This window comes from Vibrio mytili, from assembly GCF_000830505.1.
GTDB classification, from domain to species: Bacteria; Pseudomonadota; Gammaproteobacteria; order Enterobacterales; family Vibrionaceae; genus Vibrio; species Vibrio mytili.
The window spans coordinates 94,117-115,204 of the sequence record NZ_JXOK01000076.1; the positions used below are offsets into that span (position 1 = coordinate 94,117).

The following is a 21,088-nucleotide window of genomic DNA, read 5'->3' on the forward strand; positions in this document are numbered from 1 at the left end:
CAGTAACCCTTCACCTTACTTACGGAATGGGAAGTTAAAGGCAGCCAGCAGAGCACGGCCTTCCTCATCAGTACCAGCAGACGTCGTTACAGTGATGTCTAAACCGCGTACTCGATCAACTTTATCAAAGTCGACTTCCGGGAAGATGATTTGCTCGCGAACGCCCATGCTGTAGTTACCGCGTCCGTCAAAAGACTTAGCGCTAACGCCACGGAAGTCACGTACACGTGGAAGAGCGATATTAATCAAACGCTCAAGAAAATCCCACATACGTTCGCCACGCAAGGTTACTTTACAACCGATAGGGTAGCCTTCACGGATTTTGAAACCTGCAACAGATTTGCGCGCTTTTGTGATAAGTGGCTTTTGACCAGAGATCGTTGCCATATCAGACGCTGCATTTTCTAGCAGTTTCTTATCGTTGATTGCTTCACCAACACCCATGTTAAGGGTGATTTTCTCGATTCTAGGGACTTGCATGACGCTTGTGTAACCGAACTGTTTGGTCAGTTCAGCGACTACAGACGACTTGTAGTAATCATGCAGTTTCGCCATAGTAGAACTCCAAATTACTTCTATCTATTTCTCGAAAGAAATAGGAATTAGTTAGAAACGGTTTCGCCGTTAGACTTGAAGAAACGAACTTTCTTGCCGTCTTCAAAACGGAAACCGATACGGTCAGCTTTACCAGTAGCTGCGTTAAAGATTGCAACGTTAGAAACATCAATAGCTGCTTCTTGTTCAACGATGCCACCTTGTTGACCTAGAGCCGGAACCGGCTTTTGGTGTTTTTTAACAAGGTTGATGCCTTCAACGATAACTTTACCAGTTGCTAGAACCTTAGTTACTTTACCTTTCTTGCCTTTATCTTTACCAGCAAGAACGATTACTTCGTCGTTACGACGGATTTTAGCTGCCATTTCTACGTGCTCCTTACAGAACTTCTGGAGCCAGTGAAACGATCTTCATGAACTTATCGCCACGAAGTTCGCGTGTCACAGGACCAAAGATACGTGTACCGATTGGTTGCTCAGTATTGTCATTAAGCAATACGCAAGCATTTCGGTCGAAGCGAATGACAGAACCGTCAGGACGACGTACGCCTTTACGGGTGCGCACTACCACCGCCTTCAGAACGTCACCTTTCTTAACTTTACCGCGAGGAATTGCTTCCTTGACAGTAACTTTGATGACGTCACCGATATGTGCATAACGGCGGTGAGAGCCACCCAGAACCTTAATACACATTACGCTGCGTGCGCCTGAGTTATCAGCTGCGTCCAGCATACTTTGCATTTGGATCATGTTAGTGCTCCGCTAAATATTAATAACTAGACCCATCACGGGTCGGGCTGCCTCTTTAAAAGGGACGCGAATTGTACCACCCTTTTTTGTGATTGGGTAGTCAAAAAATAAACGGCTCCAAAATATTTTTTGGAGCCGCTTGCTTTTCATAGAACCAACGAGATTAAATCTTCGCTTTTTCTAGAACTTTTACCAAAGTCCAAGACTTAGTCTTAGACAATGGACGACACTCTGCGATTTCAACTGTGTCGCCTAGGCCACACTCGTTGTTCTCGTCATGTGCGTGTACTTTAGTTGTGCGTTTCACGAACTTACCGTAAATTGGGTGTTTTACGAAACGTTCGATTGCAACAGTGATAGACTTGTCCATCTTGTCGCTAACAACACGACCTTGTTGAGTACGTTTTACTTCGCTCATTATGCGCCTGCCTTCTCAGTCAAAACAGTTTTCACACGTGCGATATCACGGCGTACAGCTTTCAGAGTATGAGTTTGCTGTAGCTGACCAGTAGCAGCTTGCATGCGCAAGTTGAACTGTTCACGTAGCAAATTCATTAGCTCAGCGTTAAGCTCTTCAACGCTTTTCTCGCGTAGATCTTGTGCTTTCATCACATCACCTGCTTAGTTACAAATGTAGTTTTGAAAGGCAGTTTACGTGCCGCTAGACGGAACGCTTCACGTGCCAATTCTTCAGGTACACCACCCATTTCGTACATTACCTTTCCAGGTTGGATTTGGGCTACCCAGTACTCAACGTTACCTTTACCCTTACCTTGACGAACTTCAAGTGGTTTTTCTGTGATTGGTTTGTCTGGGAACACACGGATCCAGATTTTACCTTGACGCTTAACGTGACGTGTCATTGCACGACGTGCCGCTTCGATTTGACGAGCAGTTAGACGACCACGGCCAACAGCTTTAAGACCGAATTCGCCGAAGCTTACATCAGTACCTTTAGCTAGACCACGGTTACGACCAGTCTGAACCTTACGGAACTTAGTACGTTTAGGTTGTAGCATCTGTCGACTCCTTACTTACGGCCTTTGCGCTGCTTCTTAGGCTTATCGCCTTTTGGCTCAACAGCGTTAGCTGCCGGCATACCACCTAGGATCTCACCTTTGAAGATCCAAGTTTTAATGCCGATCACACCGTATTGGGTGTGAGCCGAAGAAGTTGCGTAATCAATGTCAGCACGTAGAGTGTGTAGAGGCACACGACCTTCACGGTACCACTCTGAACGTGCGATTTCAGCGCCGCCTAGACGACCGCTTACTTCCACTTTGATACCTTTAGCACCTAGACGCATTGCGTTTTGTACCGCGCGCTTCATAGCACGACGGAACATAACACGACGCTCTAGCTGAGACGCGATGCTGTCACCAACAAGTTGCGCATCTAGCTCAGGCTTACGTACTTCAGCGATGTTAATTTGCGCTGGTACACCTGCAATTTTCGCTACAGCTGCGCGTAGCTTTTCAACGTCTTCACCTTTCTTACCGATAACTACGCCTGGACGAGCAGTGTGAATAGTCACACGGATGCTCTTAGCAGGACGCTCGATAACGATGCGTGAAAGAGACGCTTTTTTCAGTTCTTTAGTTAAGAACTGACGTACCTTGAAGTCGCCGTCTAGGTTGTCAGCGAACTCTTTGGTGTTAGCAAACCATGTAGCATTCCAAGGCTTAACGATGCCTAGACGAATACCATTAGGATGTACTTTTTGACCCATTTGCTTACTCTCCTAGTCTCAAGCGTCTGCTACAACAACAGTGATGTGGCTTGAACGCTTCAAGATACGATCCGCACGACCTTTAGCACGAGGCATAATACGCTTCATGGTAGGGCCTTCATCTACGAAGATTTTAGCGACTGATAGATCGTCGATATCTGCACCTTCGTTGTGCTCCGCGTTTGCGATAGCTGACTCAAGAACTTTCTTAACTAATACAGCAGCTTTTTTGTTGCTGAAAGTTAGGATTTCTAGAGCTTGGTCAACAGATTTACCACGGATTTGATCCGCAACTAAGCGAGCTTTCTGAGGCGAAATGCGAGCAAAGTTATGTTTAGCAATTGCTTCCATTATCTACTCCTTAGCGCTTCTTAGCTTTCTTATCCGCAACATGGCCGCGGTAAGTGCGTGTAGGTGCAAATTCACCCAGTTTGTGACCGATCATTTCATCAGTTACAAATACTGGTACGTGCTGACGACCATTATGGACAGCGATGGTCAAACCGATCATCGTAGGGATGATCATTGAGCGACGGGACCAAGTCTTAATAGGCTTTTTGTCTCCGCTTTCCACCGCTTTCTCTACCTTCTTCAGCAAGTGTAGGTCAATAAATGGACCTTTCTTGAGAGAACGTGGCATGGCTTATCCTCTTATATAGATTACTTGTTACGACGACGTACGATGTACTTGTCAGTGCGTTTGTTCTTACGGGTCTTGAAGCCTTTAGTTGGCATACCCCAAGGAGATACTGGGTGACGACCACCAGATGTACGGCCTTCACCACCACCGTGTGGGTGGTCGATCGGGTTCATTACAACACCACGAACCGTTGGACGGATACCGCGATGACGTGATGCACCCGCTTTACCTAGTTCACGTAGCATGTGCTCAGAGTTACCAACTTCACCGATTGTTGCACGGCCTTCAGAAAGAACTTTGCGCATCTCGCCAGAACGTAGACGGATAGTTACGTACGCACCGTCGCGAGCAACGATTTGAGCGTAAGCACCAGCCGAACGAGCTAGCTGACCACCTTTACCAGGCTTAAGTTCAACGTTATGTACTGTTGAACCTACTGGGATATTACGCATTGGTAGAGTGTTACCAGCTTTAATTGGTGCGTTAACACCAGACTGAATAACATCACCAGCTACAACACCTTTAGGTGCTAGGATGTAGCGACGCTCACCGTCTTTGTAAAGAACTAGAGCAATGTTTGCGCTACGGTTTGGATCGTATTCAAGACGCTCAACTGTCGCTGGGATACCGTCTTTTGTACGTTTGAAGTCAACTACACGGTAGTGGTGCTTGTGACCACCGCCGATGTGACGTACTGTGATACGACCTTTGTTGTTACGACCACCGTTCTTAGAGTTTTTCTCTAGAAGTGGAGCGTACGGCTTGCCCTTGTGTAGGTCAGCGTTAACAACTTTAACAACGTGACGACGACCAGGGGAAGTCGGCTTACATTTAACAATAGCCATTCTTAACTACTCCTGTTATTCCGCGCCGCCAACGAAGTCAAGATCTTGACCTTCTTTCAAAGTAACGTACGCTTTCTTAACGTCGCTGCGGCGACCTTGGCGTAGACCTTGACGTTTGGTCTTACCCTTAGTGATAAGAGTATTTACAGACTTAACTTCAACTTCAAATAGCTTTTCTACAGCTGCTTTGATCTCTTTCTTAGTTGCATCTTTAGCTACTTTGAAAACGATAGTGTTCGCTTTCTCAGCTGCCATAGTTGCTTTTTCAGAGATGTGCGGTGCACGTAGAACTTTTAGGATACGCTCTTCAGTGATCATGCTAGCATCTCCTCAACTTGCTTAACTGCTTCTGCAGTCATTACAACTTTGTCGAACGCGATTAGTGAAACTGGGTCGATACCAGCAACGTCACGTGCGTCAACTTTGTATAGGTTACGAGCAGCTAGGAATAGATTCTCATCTACTTCGCTAGTCACGATAAGCGCGTCTGTTAGCTCAAGCTCTTTAAGCTTAGCTACAAGCTCTTTAGTTTTTGGTGCTTCAACTGAGAAGTTATCAACAACGATTAGACGCTCTTGACGAACTAGCTCAGAAAGAATGCTCTTCATAGCACCACGGTACATTTTTTTGTTTACTTTTTGGCTGTGATCTTGTGGTTTCGCAGCAAAAGTAACACCACCTGAACGCCAGATTGGGCTACGAATTGTACCAGCACGCGCACGGCCAGTACCTTTTTGGCGCCATGGCTTAGCGCCACCGCCAGAAACTTCTGAACGTGTTTTTTGAGCACGAGTACCTTGACGAGCACCTGCTGCAAATGCAACAACTACTTGGTGTACAAGAGCTTCGTTAAACTCACGTCCGAAAGTAGTTTCGGAAACAGTTAGTGCATCGGCACCTTTAACCATTAGTTCCATTACTTACTCCTGAGACGTTATGCTTTAACAGCTGGTTTAACGATCACGTTGCCGCCAGTTGCGCCTGGGACTGCACCTTTAATAAGAAGCAGGTTGCGCTCAGCGTCAACACGTACGATCTCTAGGTTTTGAGTCGTTACACGCTCTGCACCCATGTGACCTGCCATTTTCTTGCCTTTAAATACGCGACCTGGAGTCTGACATTGACCGATAGAACCAGGAGCACGGTGAGACAATGAGTTACCGTGTGTCATATCTTGAGTGCTGAAATTCCAACGCTTAACAGCGCCTTGGAAACCTTTACCCTTAGATGTACCAGTAACGTCTACTTTCTTAGTTTCGTTGAATAGTTCAACAGTTAGTTCTGAACCAACTTCGAACTCTTCGCCGTTTTCTAAACGGAATTCCCAAAGACCGCGGCCAGCTTCAACACCAGCTTTAGCAAAGTGACCTGCTTCAGCTTTGTTTACGCGGCTAGCTTTCTTAGAACCAGCAGTAACCTGGATTGCTGTGTAACCGTCAGTTTCAAGAGTTTTCACTTGAGAAACGCGGTTTGCTTCAACCTCAACAACAGTTACTGGGATAGAAACGCCGTCTTCAGTAAATACGCGGGTCATGCCCACTTTACGACCGATTAGACCAATCATACTTCTAATCTCCCTTAACCTAGGCTAATTTGAACGTCAACGCCCGCAGCAAGGTCTAGACGCATTAGAGCATCAACAGTTTTGTCTGTTGGCTCAACGATGTCGATTAGACGCTTGTGAGTACGGATTTCGTACTGGTCACGAGCTTTCTTGTTAACGTGTGGAGAGATAAGAACTGTGAAACGCTCTTTACGAGTTGGCAGTGGGATTGGACCACGAACCTGTGCGCCAGTGCGCTTAGCTGTTTCAACGATTTCCGCTGTAGAAGCATCGATTAGTTTGTAATCGAAAGCTTTTAGGCGGATACGGATACGTTGGTTCTGCATGAGACAGAGCTCCAAATTTAATAAATTACACAAACAATATCGCCACTCAAACTCGTCAAGACGAGAGAATGCCGATTGATTTATGTGAAACCGTAGCATCCAAGATTAGGACGCATTGTCAGTTAATTTTCGATTAACTATCCCTACATACCAGAGTCACCTCTGGGGATAGTTTTTCCGAAGAAAAGATAGCTAATTGTATTAACCGCGAACATAAGCTGAGTATACATTACCTCGTAAATCCTTAGATTTACTCGCTCCTCACTGCTCATTGGTTCACAACTGGCTTAACCAGTGCGCTGCATTATACAGATCACACTTTAGGTTGCAAGCACCGAATGAAAAATAATCGAATTTATCCGGCACGCAAGCTGCCTATAAAACAAAAAGGACGCCGAAGCGTCCCTTTCTTAAACTGTAATCGTAATAGCGACGGCTATTATTTCTTACTTGATAGTGCACCAAAACGCTTGTTGAAGCGATCAACACGGCCGCCTGTATCAACGATACGTTGCTTACCAGTGTAGAATGGGTGGCACTTGTCACATACGTCTAGGTGGATTGACTCTTTACCTAGAGTAGAGTTGAACTCAAAAGAGTTGCCGCAAGAACAAGTCGCTTTTACTGCTTTGTATTCTGGGTGGATACCAGGTTTCATAGGATAACCTCAAAGTAGGCCGTGTCGCTATACGAGTCTATGCCGCACACCACACGCAATTAACATCAAAAGTCGATACCGCTTTGGCTGATTGCCGAAGCCATATCTCAAGGCGCGATATACTAATGAATCGCATAGCAGGGATCAACTTATTTGATAACTTTTTCGCCACTTTTTTAGTCAAGCAGCGCGCACTGGCGAGTTTACGACGTTAGCATGCAGGTTTACTCGAATTTTCATGCCGATTTTAATAGACTCTAACCTCTTCCCTCTTTTTATATGTAGCTAACTACCTATGCGTCCATCCATCGCCAGAGTGGCACTACCCGTACCACTCGACAAACAGTTTGATTATGCCATCCCGGGACATTTGTTTCCGATTATTGGTGGGCGCGTGTCGGTTCCTTTTGGTCGTCAAACCTTAGTTGGTATCGTAACCGCGATGGTGAATCATTCAGACTTTCCTGTAGAGCAACTCAAACCGATAAAAGCGGTGTTAGATTCGCAGCCAATCTGGTCAGAGAAACTCTACTCCTTACTGACTTGGTGCAGCCAGTTTTATCAATATCCACTCGGCGATACATTACACAACGCCATGCCAGGTGCATTACGCAAAGGGAAACCAGCGGATTTTGCCACGCTACAGGAATGGCAAATCACCGAGCAAGGTAAAAATAAGCTAATGCAGGGTTTGGGGCGAGCTGTCAAACAGCAACGTGCCCTACAAATGATGAGCCAGGGGCCGATTCCTCACCAAGAGCTGACCGAGCAAGAAATCACATCGACAGTGCTCAATACGCTTGAAGATAAAGGATGGATTGAGCGCATCGAGAAAAAACCTATGGTCACCAAATGGCAGCATCAGGTAGAAAATGACGTCGACAAACCAAAGCTTAATCACGAACAAGCCCTCGCCATTGCCAGTGTGAATAGCCAAACTGGGTTCGCCTGTTATTTATTAGAGGGGGTCACTGGCTCAGGCAAAACCGAAGTGTATCTTAACCTAATTAAACCCGTTTTAGAGCAAGGTAAACAAGCGTTGGTATTAGTGCCAGAAATCGGCCTAACCCCTCAAACCATCAACCGTTTCAAGCGTCGCTTTAATGTCCCAGTGGATGTCATTCACTCAGGTTTAAATGAAACGGAACGTTTAAATGCTTGGTTATCGGCACGAGATAAAGCGGCGGGCATTATCATTGGTACACGCTCAGCGCTCCTGACGCCGTTTGCCGACCTCGGTATTATTATTGTCGATGAGGAACACGACTCGTCGTACAAACAGCAAGACAGTTTGCGGTATCACGCTCGTGATGTCGCCGTGATGCGCGCTCACAAAGAGCAAGTGCCGATAGTGCTGGGCTCAGCAACGCCTGCACTCGAAACATTGCACAACGCGCTATCTGGTAAGTACCACCACCTGACGTTAACGCAACGAGCAGGCTCTGCGGTACCAACAACCAACAAAGTGCTCGATGTCAAAGGACATTACTTAGAAAGTGGCCTGTCTGCCCCCTTAATTGCCGAAATGCGCAAACATTTGAAAGCTGGCAATCAGGTGATGCTGTTTCTTAACCGTCGAGGCTTTTCTCCCGCCCTGATGTGTCACGAATGTGGGTGGATTGCGGAGTGTAAACGTTGCGATGCCTATTACACCTTTCATCAATACAGCAACGAGGTACGCTGTCATCACTGCGGTTCACAGCAGCCGGTGATTCATCAGTGTCAGGGATGTGGCTCTACCCAGTTGGTGACGGTTGGGGTTGGGACAGAACAGCTAGAACAGCAACTCGCTCAGCTTTTTCCAGAATACAAAGCGATTCGGATTGATAGAGATAGCACACGCCGCAAAGGTAGCCTAGAAGATGCACTCGAATCGATTCGTAAAGGCGAATATCAAATTTTAATTGGCACCCAGATGCTTGCTAAAGGACATCACTTTCCCAATGTTACCTTGGTCGCTTTATTGGATGTCGATGGTTCTTTATATAGTAGTGACTTCCGTGCCTCTGAGCGTTTAGCCCAACTCTTTATACAAGTTGCAGGTCGCGCAGGCCGTGCAAGCAAACGAGGCGAAGTCATTTTACAAACCCATCACCCTGAGCACAGCTTATTACAGGCGCTGCTGCAAAAAGACTATCGCCACTTTGCAATGACCGCACTGGAAGAGCGTAAGCTTGCCCAACTGCCGCCATACAGTTTTTTGACTTTGTTTAAAGCGGAAGCGAATCAAAGTGAGATCGTTGAAGACTTTTTGCGCCAAGTTCGCTTCACTTTAGAGTCACACCCACTCTTTGATGATAGCTGTTTGGTATTGGGCCCTACTCCATCACCGTTAGCCAAACGTGCAGGAAAATACCGGTGGCAACTTTTGTTGCAAACCCAGCACCGCTCTCTCATGCAAAAGTTACTAACCAGTGCCAAGCCAGCGATTGAGCTATTACCGAATGCTAAGAAAGTCCGTTGGAATTTAGACATAGAACCACAGGATCTCAGTTAGCAAACGTTTAACTATGTAACTAATCACCTTTTGATGTGAGTCAAATCACACTAGGAATGCATTTTTTGTTAAATAGACCGTAACTTTTGCTACAGAAACGAATAAACTATCCCAAATGGTCAATCATCTAAGGCTTAAATCCTTAGATTGCAATAACTAAGAAAGCGATACCCATCGATGCGGTGATAAAGATGCATCGGCAGCCGTCATTTCATCGCGAACAAGTCATTCATCGCGTACAAACAGTCGCAACGCATTCAGAGATGGATAACACAGCAATATGCGGTGTAGCGACGACGAGTGGATATCGTCCAAAACATTTGAGAGGTTAGAACATTATGGCGACAATGAAGGATGTTGCCCAGCTGGCGGGAGTGTCGACAGCGACAGTCTCACGAGCTTGATGAATCCAGAAAAGGTTTCATCTTCGACGAGGAAAAGAGTCGAGGATGCCGTTCTCGAGGCCGGTTACTCGCCAAACTCATTGGCGCGTAACTTACGTCGAAATGAATCAAAAACGATTGTCACTATCGTTCCTGACATCTGCGATCCTTACTTTTCTGAAATCATCCGTGGGATCGAAGACGCGGCGATGGAACACGGTTATTTGGTCTTGTTAGGCGATAGCGGCAAGCAAAAGAAACGTGAAAACTCGTTTGTAAATTTAGTGTTTACCAAGCAAGCGGATGGCATGCTACTGCTCGGCACTGACTTACCTTTTGACGTCAGTAAGCCAGAACAAAAAAATCTTCCTCCCATGGTCATGGCTTGTGAGTTTGCCCCAGAGCTTGAACTGCCAACAGTACATATCGATAACCTGACCTCTGCCTTTGAAGCCGTTAACTACCTGACCCAATTAGGGCATAAACGCATTGCCCAAATCTCAGGGCCAGAAAGCGCAGCATTGTGCCAATTTCGCCAACAAGGGTATCAACAAGCGCTTCGTCGCTCTGGAATCGCTAAAGAAGAACTCTACAGCGTCGTGACTGAATTTTCTTTTGACGGCGGTGCACGTGCAGTGCGTCAATTACTTGAGTTACCTGAACCGCCAACGGCTATCTTCTGTCACTGTGACACCATCGCTATCGGTGCCATTCAAGAAGCAAAGCGTTTGGGTTTACGTGTACCACAGGATCTGTCAGTAGTGGGATTCGATGACATTAACTTCGCGCAATACAGCGATCCACCGTTAACGACTATCTCGCAACCCCGCTACGAGATTGGTCGCCAAGCCATGTTGATGATGCTCGATCTGCTCAAAGGCCACAACGTTAATTCGGGCTCGCGTCTACTTGATACACGCCTCGTCGTTCGAGGCAGTGCCGCGCCACCAGCGATGAGGTAGAAAAACTAGGTCCTAGGTTCTAGGTCCTAGGCGTACTCGCTGAAGTTACAGTAAACAAAGGCGATTCTGGTGTATGTGGCCTTGGAATACGGGTTACGGAATACAGGACTCACGGCCAACACCTCCGTGATCTAGAAGCGCAGCGCTCTGTATTCCCAAACCACAAATACAAAGGCCACTATCTAGATCGTGAATCCAACGCCCTCCCTCTATGTCCTAGGTGTACTACTCGCTGAAGTTACAGTGCTCAAAGGCGGCTCGCCTTGGAATACGGGTTACGGAATACAGGACTCACAGCAAGCACCTCCGTGATCTAGAAGCGCAGCGCTCTGTATTCCCAAACCACAAATACAAAGGCCACTATCTAGCTCTTGAATCTCAACGCCCTCCCCCTAGGACCTTTCTTTTACCTAGGACCTATCTCTTCTCCCCTAGGACCTATCTTTAATTTTATATCCCCTTACCTAACAAGAATGCATTAACAGGGTGTTTTCTCGTATCATTCTGGATTAACATACCTGCAAGAATCCTTGATGATCTGAAGTAACCGTGGCAAACAAAGATTATGTAAGACGGGGGCGAGGCGCCCCAAAAAAACCAACCAGAAAACAAACTCCTAAGAAAAAGCCTTGGCGTAGTGGTCTGCTTGCTATTTTGCTCGTGGGCGGTTTTGGCTATGGCTTGTATATGCTAAGCAGCGATCCTGAGCCAGAGCAACCTGTGGTGCAACAGCCGACAAAACCAGTCAGCAAACCAAAGCCTAAAAAAGATCTTCCACCACCACCAGAAGAGAAGTGGGAATATGTAGAGACACTACCGAAGCGAGAAGTCGAGGTCGTGGCAAAAGACATTAAAGTCTCAAAAATCCCTTATATCATGCAGTGTGGTGCGTACAAAACCCAAGCCCAGGCAGAAGAGCGTAAACTTGCCGTCGCCTTCCAAGGCATGTCGAGCAGAATTATCAAAAAGTCCGGCAGCTCTTGGTATCGAGTCGTCCTAGGTCCGTACAAATTCAAACGCGATGCGGAAAAAGACCGTCACAAGTTGCAACGTGCGAAAATCGAGCCGTGTGCGATTTGGAAGGATAATTTATAAAAAAAGGGCCTAGGGAAAAATAGGGCCTAGGTTCTAGGTCCTAGAGGGATCTAGCTGAAACTTCGGCGTTTTAGCGTCACCATTTGAACTTGTGGCTTGGAATTACAGAGCGCTTCGCTTACGGAATACAGGGAAATTAGGCCCTAGATTCTAGGCTCCTAAGTCTAGAGGGAGCTATCTGAAACTTGGGCGTTTTAGCATCACCATTTGAACTTGTGGACTGGGATTACAGAGCGCTTCGCTTCCCGATTACAGAAGTGTTTACTGTAATCCGTAGTCCGTAACCTGTATTCCAAGGCCACTCTCTTCGGCCTCACGTTTTTTCACCGCACCTTCAGCGATCACGCCTAGGACCTAGGATCCTATAACCTAGGACCTACCTCTTACCTAGGATCCTACAAATCTAGGACCTCTGTTTATTTCCCCCTTGAATCCCAAACTACCCTCCCCCATATACAGAATTAAATCCAAAGAGAAATAATTCAAGAGGTCGACTGTGACTACCATAGTATCTGTACGTCGAGGCAATAAAGTCGTCATCGCGGGTGATGGCCAAGTATCGCTGGGCAATACCGTCATGAAAGGGAACGCACGCAAAGTACGCCGCTTATACAACAACCAAGTACTGGCAGGCTTTGCAGGCGGTACCGCGGATGCCTTCACCCTATTTGAACGCTTCGAAAGTAAGCTGCAAATGCACCAGGGCCATTTGACCAAAGCCGCTGTAGAACTGGCGAAAGACTGGAGAAGTGATCGCGCACTGCGCAAACTCGAAGCACTGCTTGCTGTCGCAGATGAAACCGCCTCTTTAATCATTACTGGTAATGGTGACGTCGTTCAGCCAGAAAATGACCTGATCGCGATCGGTTCTGGTGGCGCTTACGCACAGGCAGCGGCCACTGCGCTACTCGAAAATACCGACTTGGACGCACGTGAAATTGCAGAAAAAGCATTGAACATCGCAGGTGACATCTGTGTATTCACCAACCATCACCACACGGTAGAAGAGCTAGACTCAACCACAGAGCTCGCTAAACCAACCGAGTAATCGTAACGAAGTAAGGAAAGAATATGTCTGAAATGACACCTCGCGAAATCGTTCATGAACTGAACCGCCACATTATTGGCCAAGAGAAAGCAAAACGTTCGGTTGCGATTGCGCTTCGTAACCGCTGGCGTCGTATGCAGCTCGAAGAGAGCTTGCGTGCAGAAGTGACGCCGAAAAACATCTTGATGATCGGTCCTACTGGTGTGGGTAAAACTGAGATCGCTCGTCGACTTGCAAAACTGGCAAACGCGCCGTTTATCAAAGTCGAAGCCACTAAATTCACCGAAGTGGGTTACGTAGGTAAAGAAGTCGAAACCATCATTCGTGACTTAACAGATGTCGCAGTAAAAATGACGCACCAACAAGCGATGGAAAAAGTGAAGTTCCGCGCTGAAGAGCAAGCCGAAGAGCGCATTTTGGATGCATTGCTACCACCCGCTCGAGACAGTTGGGGCCAAGCTGAACAAACCGAAGAGTCGTCGCACACACGTCAGGTTTTCCGTAAGAAATTACGTGAAGGGCAACTCGATGATAAAGAAATTGAAATCGACGTTGCCGCACCTCAAATGGGCGTAGAGATCATGGCGCCTCCTGGCATGGAAGAAATGACCAACCAATTGCAAGGCATGTTCCAAAACCTTGCAGGCGACACGAAGAAGAAACGTAAGCTGAAAATCAAAGATGCACTCAAAGCGCTAGTTGAAGAAGAAGCCGCGAAGCTGGTCAATCAAGAAGAGCTCAAAGAAGCCGCAATCTTCAACGTAGAAAACAACGGCATCGTCTTTATTGATGAGATCGATAAAATCTGTAAGCGTGGTGAAAGCTCAGGCCCAGATGTATCTCGTGAAGGTGTCCAGCGCGATCTACTTCCTTTGATTGAAGGCAGTACCGTATCAACCAAACACGGCATGGTAAAAACTGACCATATCCTATTTGTGGCTTCTGGTGCCTTCCAAGTAGCAAAACCGTCAGACTTAATCCCAGAGTTGCAAGGCCGTCTACCAATTCGTGTTGAACTGGAAGCATTAAGCAGCAATGACTTCAAACGCATCCTAACGGAGCCAAAAGCGTCTTTGACGGAGCAGTACGTTGCATTGATGAAGACCGAAGATGTCGATATAGAGTTTACCGAAGACGGAATCACGCAAATCGCGGAAGCCGCCTGGACCGTTAACGAAAGTACCGAGAACATCGGTGCGCGCCGCCTGCATACCGTCATGGAGCGCTTGATGGACGAGATCTCTTACGATGCTGCGGAGCAATCTGGCGCCAAGTTTGTGATTAACTCAGACTATGTGAAAGCTCGCCTAGGCGATACTATCGAAGATGAAGATCTAAGTCGTTTTATTCTTTAAAAAAGGACCTAGGTTCTAGGATATAGGAAGGACCTAGGTTCTAGGCTCCTAGGTCCTAGGTGTGATCGCTGAGGTTGCAGAGATCAAACGCAACCTCGGTGAGTGTGGTCTTGGAATACAGATTACGGAATACAGAACATACTCCTCTGTAATCGGTAAGCGCAGCGCTCTGTATTCCAAAAACAACAAGTGAAAAATTCGCCGTTTAACACTGGAGCCCCCGCGTACTCCCTCTAGGACCTAGGACCTATGTTTCCCCCTAGGACCTTTACTGTATTCTGTAATCCGTATTCCCGAAACAACAAATACAAAACTCACCAATTAACACTGCGGTGTCAACAAACTCCCCTAGGACCTAGGACCTTTGTTTTCCCTAGGACCTATTTTCCCCCTAGGACCTCTTTTCCCCTAAGACCTCTGTCTTCTGTTTTCTTATATTTTATTGACTTGCTTCAGGTCAATAGCGTAACCGAGTGTTTGAGCTTATACTGGGCAAATGAATTACTAGCACGAAAATTTCATGAAACAATCTCTGCAGATCTGGCTTGAGGCCGCTCGCCCTAAAACATTACCACTCGCATTGGTCTCCATTCTTACCGGTAGTGTGCTTGCATACGCTGCGGGGGATTTCTCTTTGATGGTATCCATTCTGGCGTTTGTCACCGCGACATTACTGCAAATCCTTTCTAACCTTGCCAATGATTATGGTGACGCGGTTAAAGGTACCGACAATGAAAAACGTCTTGGCCCAGTACGTGCAATGCAATCTGGTGCTGTCAGTCCTAAGCAAATGAAACAAGCCATCATCTTTAATATTGGACTCACGGTCATTTCCGGACTTGTTTTAGTGCTCTATTCACTGAACTCGGTAGAAAGTATCGTGACCTTCATCGGGCTCGGAGTGCTTGCGATATTGGCAGCGATTGCCTACACCATGGGCAGCAAACCTTATGGTTACGTCGGGCTTGGTGATATTTCAGTCTTTCTGTTTTTTGGTTTACTGGGCGTATCTGGTACTTACTTCCTCCATACCGGCCATATCGATAGCACTTTATTTCTTCCTGCACTTGGCTGTGGGTTGCTCGCGGTCGCAGTACTCAATATTAACAACATGCGCGACATTGAAAATGACCGTGAGTGTGGCAAACGAACCGTGGCAGTACGCTTAGGTCAGCGCAAAGCCAAGCAATACCATTTTCTTTTGCTTGGTGGGGCTGTGGTTGCGTTTGCCAGTTACCTATTGATTCAAGATAAGTCCATCTGGATTAGTCTGCCCTTCTTGCTCAGCGTCTATTTCGTTCTCCATCACGGAAAAGCGGTTTGGTATACAGAAAAACCAGCACAAATTGCCCCGATGTTGCCAGCCATCGTCAAATGCTCCTTAACGACCAATATATTGTTCGCAACAATTGTGGTAGCTCAAACTCTGGTAAGTTAAAAAAAGAATGTCATTGCATTGACTTAATGCCCAGATATACTCAAGGACAACCAATTTTCTTTTCTGCTTAGAAAGGTACGCTATGGAATACAACACCTCAGCACTCTGTGACATCTATCTCGATCAAGTCGATGTGGTTGAGCCAATGTTCAGTAACTTTGGCGGCAGCGCTTCATTTGCCGGACAGGTCACCACTATCAAGTGTTTTGAAGACAACTCACTGATCCGTGAAACGCTTGAGCAAGATGGCGTCGGTCGTGTTCTGCTAATTGACGGTGGCGGCTCCTTACGTAAAGCCCTTGTCGATGCAGAAATAGCAACCATCGCAGAAGACAACGAATGGGAAGGCATCGTCGTTTATGGGTGCGTTCGTGAAGTCGACGAACTCGAAGACATGAACCTCGGGATTCAGGCACTCGCTTCTATCCCTGTCGGCGCCACCAGCCAAGGTATCGGTGAACTAGATGTCCCCGTTAACTTTGGTGGCGTCAGCTTTCTCCCTGAAGATTACCTCTATGCCGACAGCACCGGCATTATCCTCTCGCCTGAGCCGCTCAATATTGATTTAGAGTTGGATGAGGAAGAAGAAGAGGTGCTAGGGTCCTAGGAAAAAAAGGTCCTAGGTTCTAGGTTCTAGGTTCTAGGCGAGATCGTTGGAGTTGCAGAGTTCAAACGCAACCTAGGCGAATGTGGTCTTGGAATACAGATTACGGAAACACAGGTCCTAGGCGAGATCGTTGAAGTTACGGTGAATAAACGTGACCTTAGTGAATGTCGGCTTGGATTACTGATTACAGAATACGGAACCCGGAAACACAGGTATTAGGCCCTAGGCTACTAGGTGAATGTGGCCTTGGAATACAGAACATACGCCTCTGTAATCTGTAAGCGAAGCGCTCCGTAATCCAAAACCCAAACACGAAACCAACATTTATCCCAGCTAGTTCCGCGCACTCCCTCTAGGACCTAGGACCTTTATGTAAAAACACCCGCCGAGGCGGGTGTTTTAGATTCGAATGAACCGATAGAATTACTCTACGTCGTCCATTTTGCCAAGTAGTGCGCGAATGCGTTCTTGCCACTGAGCGTGCTCTTGTTGTGCTTGTTGAGCTTTCTGCTCAAGATCTTCACGTTGAGAGCGCAGTTCATTCGCTTCTGTTTCTAGTTTCACTTTGTCTTCTTTCAGCTCTTCTACTTCCATCTGAAGAAGAGTGATTGTGTCAACTGCGGTTTGAATTTTCGATTCTAATTGTTCTAGTACTTCAAAAGACATCTTGGCCTACCTATGTTATTCCGTTGGAGTGACGCACGAGACAGACGTGCACCTAACCTATATGAAGTTCATTCTACTCAGCGTAGCGATGATAAACACGCCCTATATTCGATATTTTGCATCATTCGATTAAAAAAACAGCGCTATTTCACTAAACGCTGACTTTTCTTATTCGTGAGGCAATTTTAACCACGTTATTTTGCCATCGCCACAATAAAAACTCAGCCAAGCTTTGATCAAATTCAACTTAGTGAAGGTTAAAGACACGCAAAAAGGCAAACGTTTAACCAGCGTTGTGCTAAAATCCTCGCGCAAATTATTCTTCCCTCTTGCTTACTTGGAGACATCATGAAACGCGATTTAGCAATGGCATTTTCCCGTGTGACTGAAGGTGCAGCACTCGCTGGTTACAAATGGCTTGGCCGTGGCGACAAAAACGCAGCAGACGGCGCGGCCGTAGAGGTTATGCGTACGCTACTGAACAAAACTGAAATCAGTGGTGAAATCGTGATTGGCGAAGGCGAAATCGATGATGCACCAATGCTCTATATCGGTGAGCAAGTGGGTATCGGTGGTGATGCCGTTGATATTGCGGTTGATCCAATCGAAGGCACTCGCATGACGGCTATGGGTCAGTCCAATGCACTTGCAGTCCTTGCGGCTGGCGAAAAAGGCAGCTTTCTCAAAGCCCCTGACATGTACATGGAAAAATTGGTTGTTGGTCCAGGTGCCAAAGGGGTTATCGACCTCAACAAACCACTAAAAGAAAACTTAGATAACATCGCCAATGCGCTCAACAAAACACTCGACACGCTTGTCGTCATCACCCTAGCCAAACCACGCCATGACGACGTTATCGCCGAGATGCAATCCATGGGTGTGCGCGTCTTTGCCGTGCCAGACGGTGACGTAGCAGCATCTATCCTAACGTGTATGCCAGACAGTGAAGTCGATGCTATGTACTGCATCGGTGGCGCGCCAGAGGGTGTGGTCTCTGCCGCCGTTATTCGAGCGTTGGACGGTGATATGCACGGTCGCCTTCTTCCTCGCCATGAAGTCAAAGGTGACAACGAAGAAAACCGTATCTACGGTGCTGCCGAACTAAAACGCTGTGAAGAGATGGGCGTTAAAGCCAATGTAGTTCTAAAAATGGAAGACATGGCCCGCAGCGATAATGTGGTGTTCTCCGCCACTGGCATTACCAAAGGTGATTTGTTAGACGGTATCACGCGTCAAGGTAACATCGCCACCACAGAGACGCTGTTAATCCGCGGTCGCTGCCGTACGATTCGTCGCATTAAGTCCATCCACTACTTGGAACGTAAAGACCCAGAAGTGCGCGATATTATTGTGTAGTTTTTAGGACCTAGGGTTATAAAACATATGTCCTAGAATCCTAGGTTCTAGGGTCCTAGGAGAGCTTGCGGTAAGGTCTGTGAAAATCGGACATTTAGGTGCTAGCGGTCTTGGAATACGGATTACAGAATACAGAAACACAGGTCCTAGGTCCTAGACGGAATCGCTGAAATTGTAGTGACCAAACGTGAGACTGGTGAATGCAGTCTTGGAATACAGATTACAGAACCCACGGTAAAAAACTCCGTAATCTGGAAGCGAAGCGCTCCGTATTCCAAAACAACAAGCACAAAACTCACCAATTAACACTGCTGTACCAACAAACTCCCCTAGGACCTAGGCCCTCTCTTTTCCCTAGGACCTGTGTCCACGATTATAAAGCCTTTCCTTTACTAACCCTATCGCGCATAATATGTACTGACATATAAATGGTGGGTATATGAAAACCGTAGATAGGATATTGCAAATCGTTAAGCGTGACGGCTCTGTCACTGCTAAACAACTTTCTTCTGAATTGAGTATGACGACCATGGGGGCGCGTCAGCACCTGCAAGGATTGGAAGACGATGGCATCCTTTCTACTCACGATAAAAAAGTCAAAGTCGGTCGTCCAACACGGCATTGGCAACTGACTCAAAAAGGTCATGAGCAATTTACCGATCGTCATGGTGAGCTCACCATTCAATTCATCGAAGCAGTCGAACATATTTTCGGCAAAGAAGGGCTGGAAAAAGTCACCTCCGAGCGTGAAAAGCTGACCCTGCATAACTATCGTCAGCACCTTGCGCAATGCGACTCCCTTGAGAGCAAACTAGAAACCTTAGTCACTCTGCGTGAACAAGAAGGCTACATGGCAGAGCTGGAACAAGATGAACAGGGCTTCATTTTGATCGAAAACCACTGTCCTATCTGTAAAGCCGCAACACGCTGCCCAAGCTTATGCCAATCTGAATTAAGTGTATTCCAGTCTCTGCTCGGAGAAGACACAACCATCACTCGAACTGAGCATATCATTCAAGGGCAACGCCGCTGCGTATATCGTATTCAAGCGTGAGGCCATTCAGATCTTAGCGCCGACCTGTCTCACTAACGAGACGGACATTCTATTTGCAATCTACCCTCTCTCAATTGGTATAGGCTTTTAGGTATCCCATATGGATTTGGAGAACCATAATGGCAAACCCACAACAAAGCCTGCAACAATCCCTACCCTCATTTGATGAAATGGTAAGAATGGCAGAGCGTGATCCTGTTGCTTTCGAGCAGTTCCGTCATGATATGGCAGAAGCGATGATTAACAATGCGTCTGCGAAAATGCAACCAAGGTTGCGAGCGCAGCAAAGCCATATCGACAGAATGATAGACCACTGCAAAAACCCCAACCACACCAATGTTGTTCTGGGAAACGAACTGAGAAAGCAATTCGTTAAGTTTCAACAAGCGTTGCAAGGAAAGCCACAAGCGAACAAACCCGACAATAATGTTGTTCAGTTTTATTAAAATAAGGTCCTAGATCCTAGGTTCCTAGGTCCTAGACGTGATTGTTGGAGTTGCAGCGAACCAACGTGAGGCTGGTGATCGCTGCTGGGATTACAGATTACAGAACCCACGTTAAACGCTTCAATATTCCAAAACCACAATAGAAAAACCAACCATTTAACACCGCCGTACCAGCAAAAACCTCAGTACTCTGTAATCCGTATTCCATAGAAGCAAGCACCTTCCGTCGGGTTATTAACGGGACCACCAGCGCTTGCCACCTAGAACCTAGGACCTTTCTTTTATCTAGGACCTATGTTTATCTCCCTAGGACCTTGTTTTCTAACCTAGGACCTAGGTTTATCCCCTAGTACCTAGTTTTTCCCCAGTTCATGATACAATTGCAACAAGTTCAAAAGTTTCTCTCATAAAACGAACGTGTCATTCTGTTGATGATCACGAGAGAAAACATGTAAAGGTCAAAGATGCAATCAGATCATGAGTTCCAAAATTGGACAGTCATCGGTAAAGGCACGGAGCGAGTTTGTCTCCAAAACCCTGAAGACAGAGCCCAATGTGTTAAGCTGAGCCGGAAAGACACAGCCAAACAAACTTATCGTGAAATTCAGTTTTTTGAACGATTAAAAAATAAAAAGGTTCAGTTCACCCACATTCCTGACTATTTAGGAAAAGTTACCACAGAGACCCAAGTAGGATTTAAGCAACAAGTTGTTTTAGATGAAGATTTGTCGGTCTCATTAAACTTGTCGCAGTACATATCTCAACAGCAAGAATCGGTTGATTTCGATAATATACTTCGGGCCATTAGTACTCTAAAAGATTACTTGATGGAGAATCGCATCATACCGAGCGATCTAGTGCTGACGAATATACTGGTTCAGCAATCGGGAGGTGAAATCAGGCTGTATCTGATTGATGGGTTTGGTAATACCGAGTTTATTCCTTTATCGAGTTTTGTTCCTTATCTGATGCATAGAAAGATAAATCGCAAGTTTACGAAGTTATTAAGACACAACTTGCCTGTATGTATTCAGGCCACTAAGGGTCCTGAAGAGCTGGAAACGTACAACAAAAAAGCGGACGAATTTGAAGCGCGGTACCTTTAACCGTGTAG

Annotated in this window: 26 protein-coding genes and 1 pseudogene; 11 read left to right on the top strand and 16 right to left on the bottom strand. The window is 46.5% G+C overall.

The genetic code is table 11. The features are described from left to right. Positions 1-15: 15 nt before the first annotated feature. The 15 genes from rplE to rpmE form a co-directional block, all read right to left on the bottom strand. Entirely contained in the window at positions 16-555 is a 540-nt protein-coding gene (gene rplE / locus SU60_RS18350) for a 50S ribosomal protein L5 (protein WP_041156794.1), read from the bottom strand. A 47-nt stretch (positions 556-602) separates the two neighbouring features. Then, positions 603-920, bottom strand: a complete 318-nt coding sequence (gene rplX, locus SU60_RS18355) for a 50S ribosomal protein L24 (RefSeq protein ID WP_041156795.1) — start codon at positions 918-920, stop codon at positions 603-605. 13 nt (positions 921-933) lie between these two features. Beyond that, a complete protein-coding gene (gene rplN, locus SU60_RS18360) occupies positions 934-1,305 on the bottom strand; it encodes a 50S ribosomal protein L14 (protein ID WP_004410450.1) in 372 nt (123 codons plus the stop codon). Positions 1,306-1,468: 163 nt separating this feature from the next. Further along, positions 1,469-1,723, bottom strand: coding sequence for a 30S ribosomal protein S17 (rpsQ, locus tag SU60_RS18365; RefSeq protein ID WP_041156796.1), 255 nt, complete (start codon positions 1,721-1,723; stop codon positions 1,469-1,471). Continuing rightward, on the bottom strand, positions 1,723-1,914 hold the full coding sequence (rpmC, locus tag SU60_RS18370; RefSeq protein ID WP_005379576.1) for a 50S ribosomal protein L29: 192 nt from the start codon (positions 1,912-1,914) through the stop codon (positions 1,723-1,725). The genes rpsQ and rpmC overlap by 1 nt, the downstream gene beginning before the upstream one ends. Beyond that, positions 1,914-2,324 carry a 50S ribosomal protein L16 gene (rplP, locus tag SU60_RS18375; protein WP_005379577.1) on the bottom strand — a complete coding sequence of 137 codons (411 nt, stop codon included), beginning with the start codon at positions 2,322-2,324 and terminating at the stop codon, positions 1,914-1,916. Before rplP ends, rpmC begins: the two co-directional genes overlap by 1 nt. A gap of 11 nt (positions 2,325-2,335) precedes the next feature. Beyond that, entirely contained in the window at positions 2,336-3,034 is a 699-nt protein-coding gene (rpsC, locus tag SU60_RS18380; protein WP_041156797.1) for a 30S ribosomal protein S3, read from the bottom strand. Between the two features lie 18 nt (positions 3,035-3,052). Further along, entirely contained in the window at positions 3,053-3,385 is a 333-nt protein-coding gene (rplV, locus tag SU60_RS18385) for a 50S ribosomal protein L22 (protein WP_041156798.1), read from the bottom strand. Positions 3,386-3,395: 10 nt separating this feature from the next. Continuing rightward, entirely contained in the window at positions 3,396-3,674 is a 279-nt protein-coding gene (rpsS, locus tag SU60_RS18390) for a 30S ribosomal protein S19 (protein ID WP_041156799.1), read from the bottom strand. Between the two features lie 20 nt (positions 3,675-3,694). Beyond that, the gene (gene rplB / locus SU60_RS18395) at positions 3,695-4,519 is read right to left on the bottom strand and encodes a 50S ribosomal protein L2 (RefSeq protein WP_041156800.1); all 825 of its coding nucleotides are present in this window, start codon (positions 4,517-4,519) and stop codon (positions 3,695-3,697) included. Between the two features lie 15 nt (positions 4,520-4,534). Beyond that, positions 4,535-4,837, bottom strand: a complete 303-nt coding sequence (gene rplW / locus SU60_RS18400) for a 50S ribosomal protein L23 (protein WP_004398471.1) — start codon at positions 4,835-4,837, stop codon at positions 4,535-4,537. After that, entirely contained in the window at positions 4,834-5,436 is a 603-nt protein-coding gene (gene rplD / locus SU60_RS18405) for a 50S ribosomal protein L4 (RefSeq protein ID WP_041156801.1), read from the bottom strand. Before rplD ends, rplW begins: the two co-directional genes overlap by 4 nt. 17 nt (positions 5,437-5,453) lie before the next feature. Continuing rightward, positions 5,454-6,083: a 50S ribosomal protein L3 gene (gene rplC / locus SU60_RS18410; RefSeq protein ID WP_041156802.1), complete on the bottom strand. Its 630-nt coding sequence runs from the start codon at positions 6,081-6,083 to the stop codon at positions 5,454-5,456. Positions 6,084-6,097: 14 nt separating this feature from the next. Then, positions 6,098-6,409: a 30S ribosomal protein S10 gene (gene rpsJ / locus SU60_RS18415; protein ID WP_004410492.1), complete on the bottom strand. Its 312-nt coding sequence runs from the start codon at positions 6,407-6,409 to the stop codon at positions 6,098-6,100. 439 nt (positions 6,410-6,848) lie between these two features. Then, positions 6,849-7,067, bottom strand: coding sequence for a 50S ribosomal protein L31 (gene rpmE / locus SU60_RS18420; RefSeq protein ID WP_041156803.1), 219 nt, complete (start codon positions 7,065-7,067; stop codon positions 6,849-6,851). 295 nt (positions 7,068-7,362) lie between these two features. Between rpmE and priA the strand changes: the two genes are divergently transcribed. The 7 genes and pseudogenes from priA to rraA all read left to right on the top strand — a co-directional run bounded on the left by priA (position 7,363) and on the right by rraA (position 16,452). Continuing rightward, entirely contained in the window at positions 7,363-9,564 is a 2,202-nt protein-coding gene (priA, locus tag SU60_RS18425) for a primosomal protein N' (RefSeq protein WP_041156804.1), read from the top strand. A 338-nt stretch (positions 9,565-9,902) separates the two neighbouring features. Next, a pseudogene (gene cytR, locus SU60_RS18430) lies at positions 9,903-10,909 on the top strand (DNA-binding transcriptional regulator CytR). A gap of 549 nt (positions 10,910-11,458) precedes the next feature. After that, entirely contained in the window at positions 11,459-12,004 is a 546-nt protein-coding gene (locus SU60_RS18435) for an SPOR domain-containing protein (protein ID WP_041156805.1), read from the top strand. Positions 12,005-12,500: 496 nt separating this feature from the next. Next, positions 12,501-13,052 (top strand): ATP-dependent protease subunit HslV, encoded by a 552-nt coding sequence (hslV, locus tag SU60_RS18440; protein WP_041156806.1) that lies wholly within the window; start codon positions 12,501-12,503, stop codon positions 13,050-13,052. A 23-nt stretch (positions 13,053-13,075) separates the two neighbouring features. Beyond that, positions 13,076-14,407, top strand: a complete 1,332-nt coding sequence (hslU, locus tag SU60_RS18445; protein WP_041156807.1) for an ATP-dependent protease ATPase subunit HslU — start codon at positions 13,076-13,078, stop codon at positions 14,405-14,407. Between the two features lie 520 nt (positions 14,408-14,927). After that, a complete protein-coding gene (locus tag SU60_RS18450; RefSeq protein WP_041156808.1) occupies positions 14,928-15,845 on the top strand; it encodes a 1,4-dihydroxy-2-naphthoate polyprenyltransferase in 918 nt (305 codons plus the stop codon). A gap of 82 nt (positions 15,846-15,927) precedes the next feature. Beyond that, a complete protein-coding gene (rraA, locus tag SU60_RS18455) occupies positions 15,928-16,452 on the top strand; it encodes a ribonuclease E activity regulator RraA (RefSeq protein ID WP_041156809.1) in 525 nt (174 codons plus the stop codon). A 423-nt stretch (positions 16,453-16,875) separates the two neighbouring features. Here rraA and zapB read toward each other — a convergent pair whose 3' ends face one another. Beyond that, positions 16,876-17,118, bottom strand: a complete 243-nt coding sequence (gene zapB / locus SU60_RS18460; RefSeq protein ID WP_041156810.1) for a cell division protein ZapB — start codon at positions 17,116-17,118, stop codon at positions 16,876-16,878. 348 nt (positions 17,119-17,466) lie between these two features. Here zapB and glpX point away from each other — a divergent pair, with 348 nt between their 5' ends. The 4 genes from glpX (at position 17,467) to SU60_RS18480 (ending at position 21,080) form a co-directional block, all read left to right on the top strand. Beyond that, positions 17,467-18,474 (top strand): class II fructose-bisphosphatase, encoded by a 1,008-nt coding sequence (gene glpX / locus SU60_RS18465; RefSeq protein ID WP_041156811.1) that lies wholly within the window; start codon positions 17,467-17,469, stop codon positions 18,472-18,474. Between the two features lie 439 nt (positions 18,475-18,913). After that, on the top strand, positions 18,914-19,528 hold the full coding sequence (locus SU60_RS18470) for a helix-turn-helix transcriptional regulator (protein ID WP_041156812.1): 615 nt from the start codon (positions 18,914-18,916) through the stop codon (positions 19,526-19,528). 119 nt (positions 19,529-19,647) lie between these two features. Further along, the gene (locus tag SU60_RS18475) at positions 19,648-19,974 is read left to right on the top strand and encodes a DUF3135 domain-containing protein (protein WP_041156813.1); all 327 of its coding nucleotides are present in this window, start codon (positions 19,648-19,650) and stop codon (positions 19,972-19,974) included. Between the two features lie 464 nt (positions 19,975-20,438). Further along, complete coding sequence (locus tag SU60_RS18480; RefSeq protein ID WP_041156814.1) at positions 20,439-21,080, top strand: YrbL family protein; 642 nt, start codon at positions 20,439-20,441, stop codon at positions 21,078-21,080. Positions 21,081-21,088: the final 8 nt, after the last annotated feature.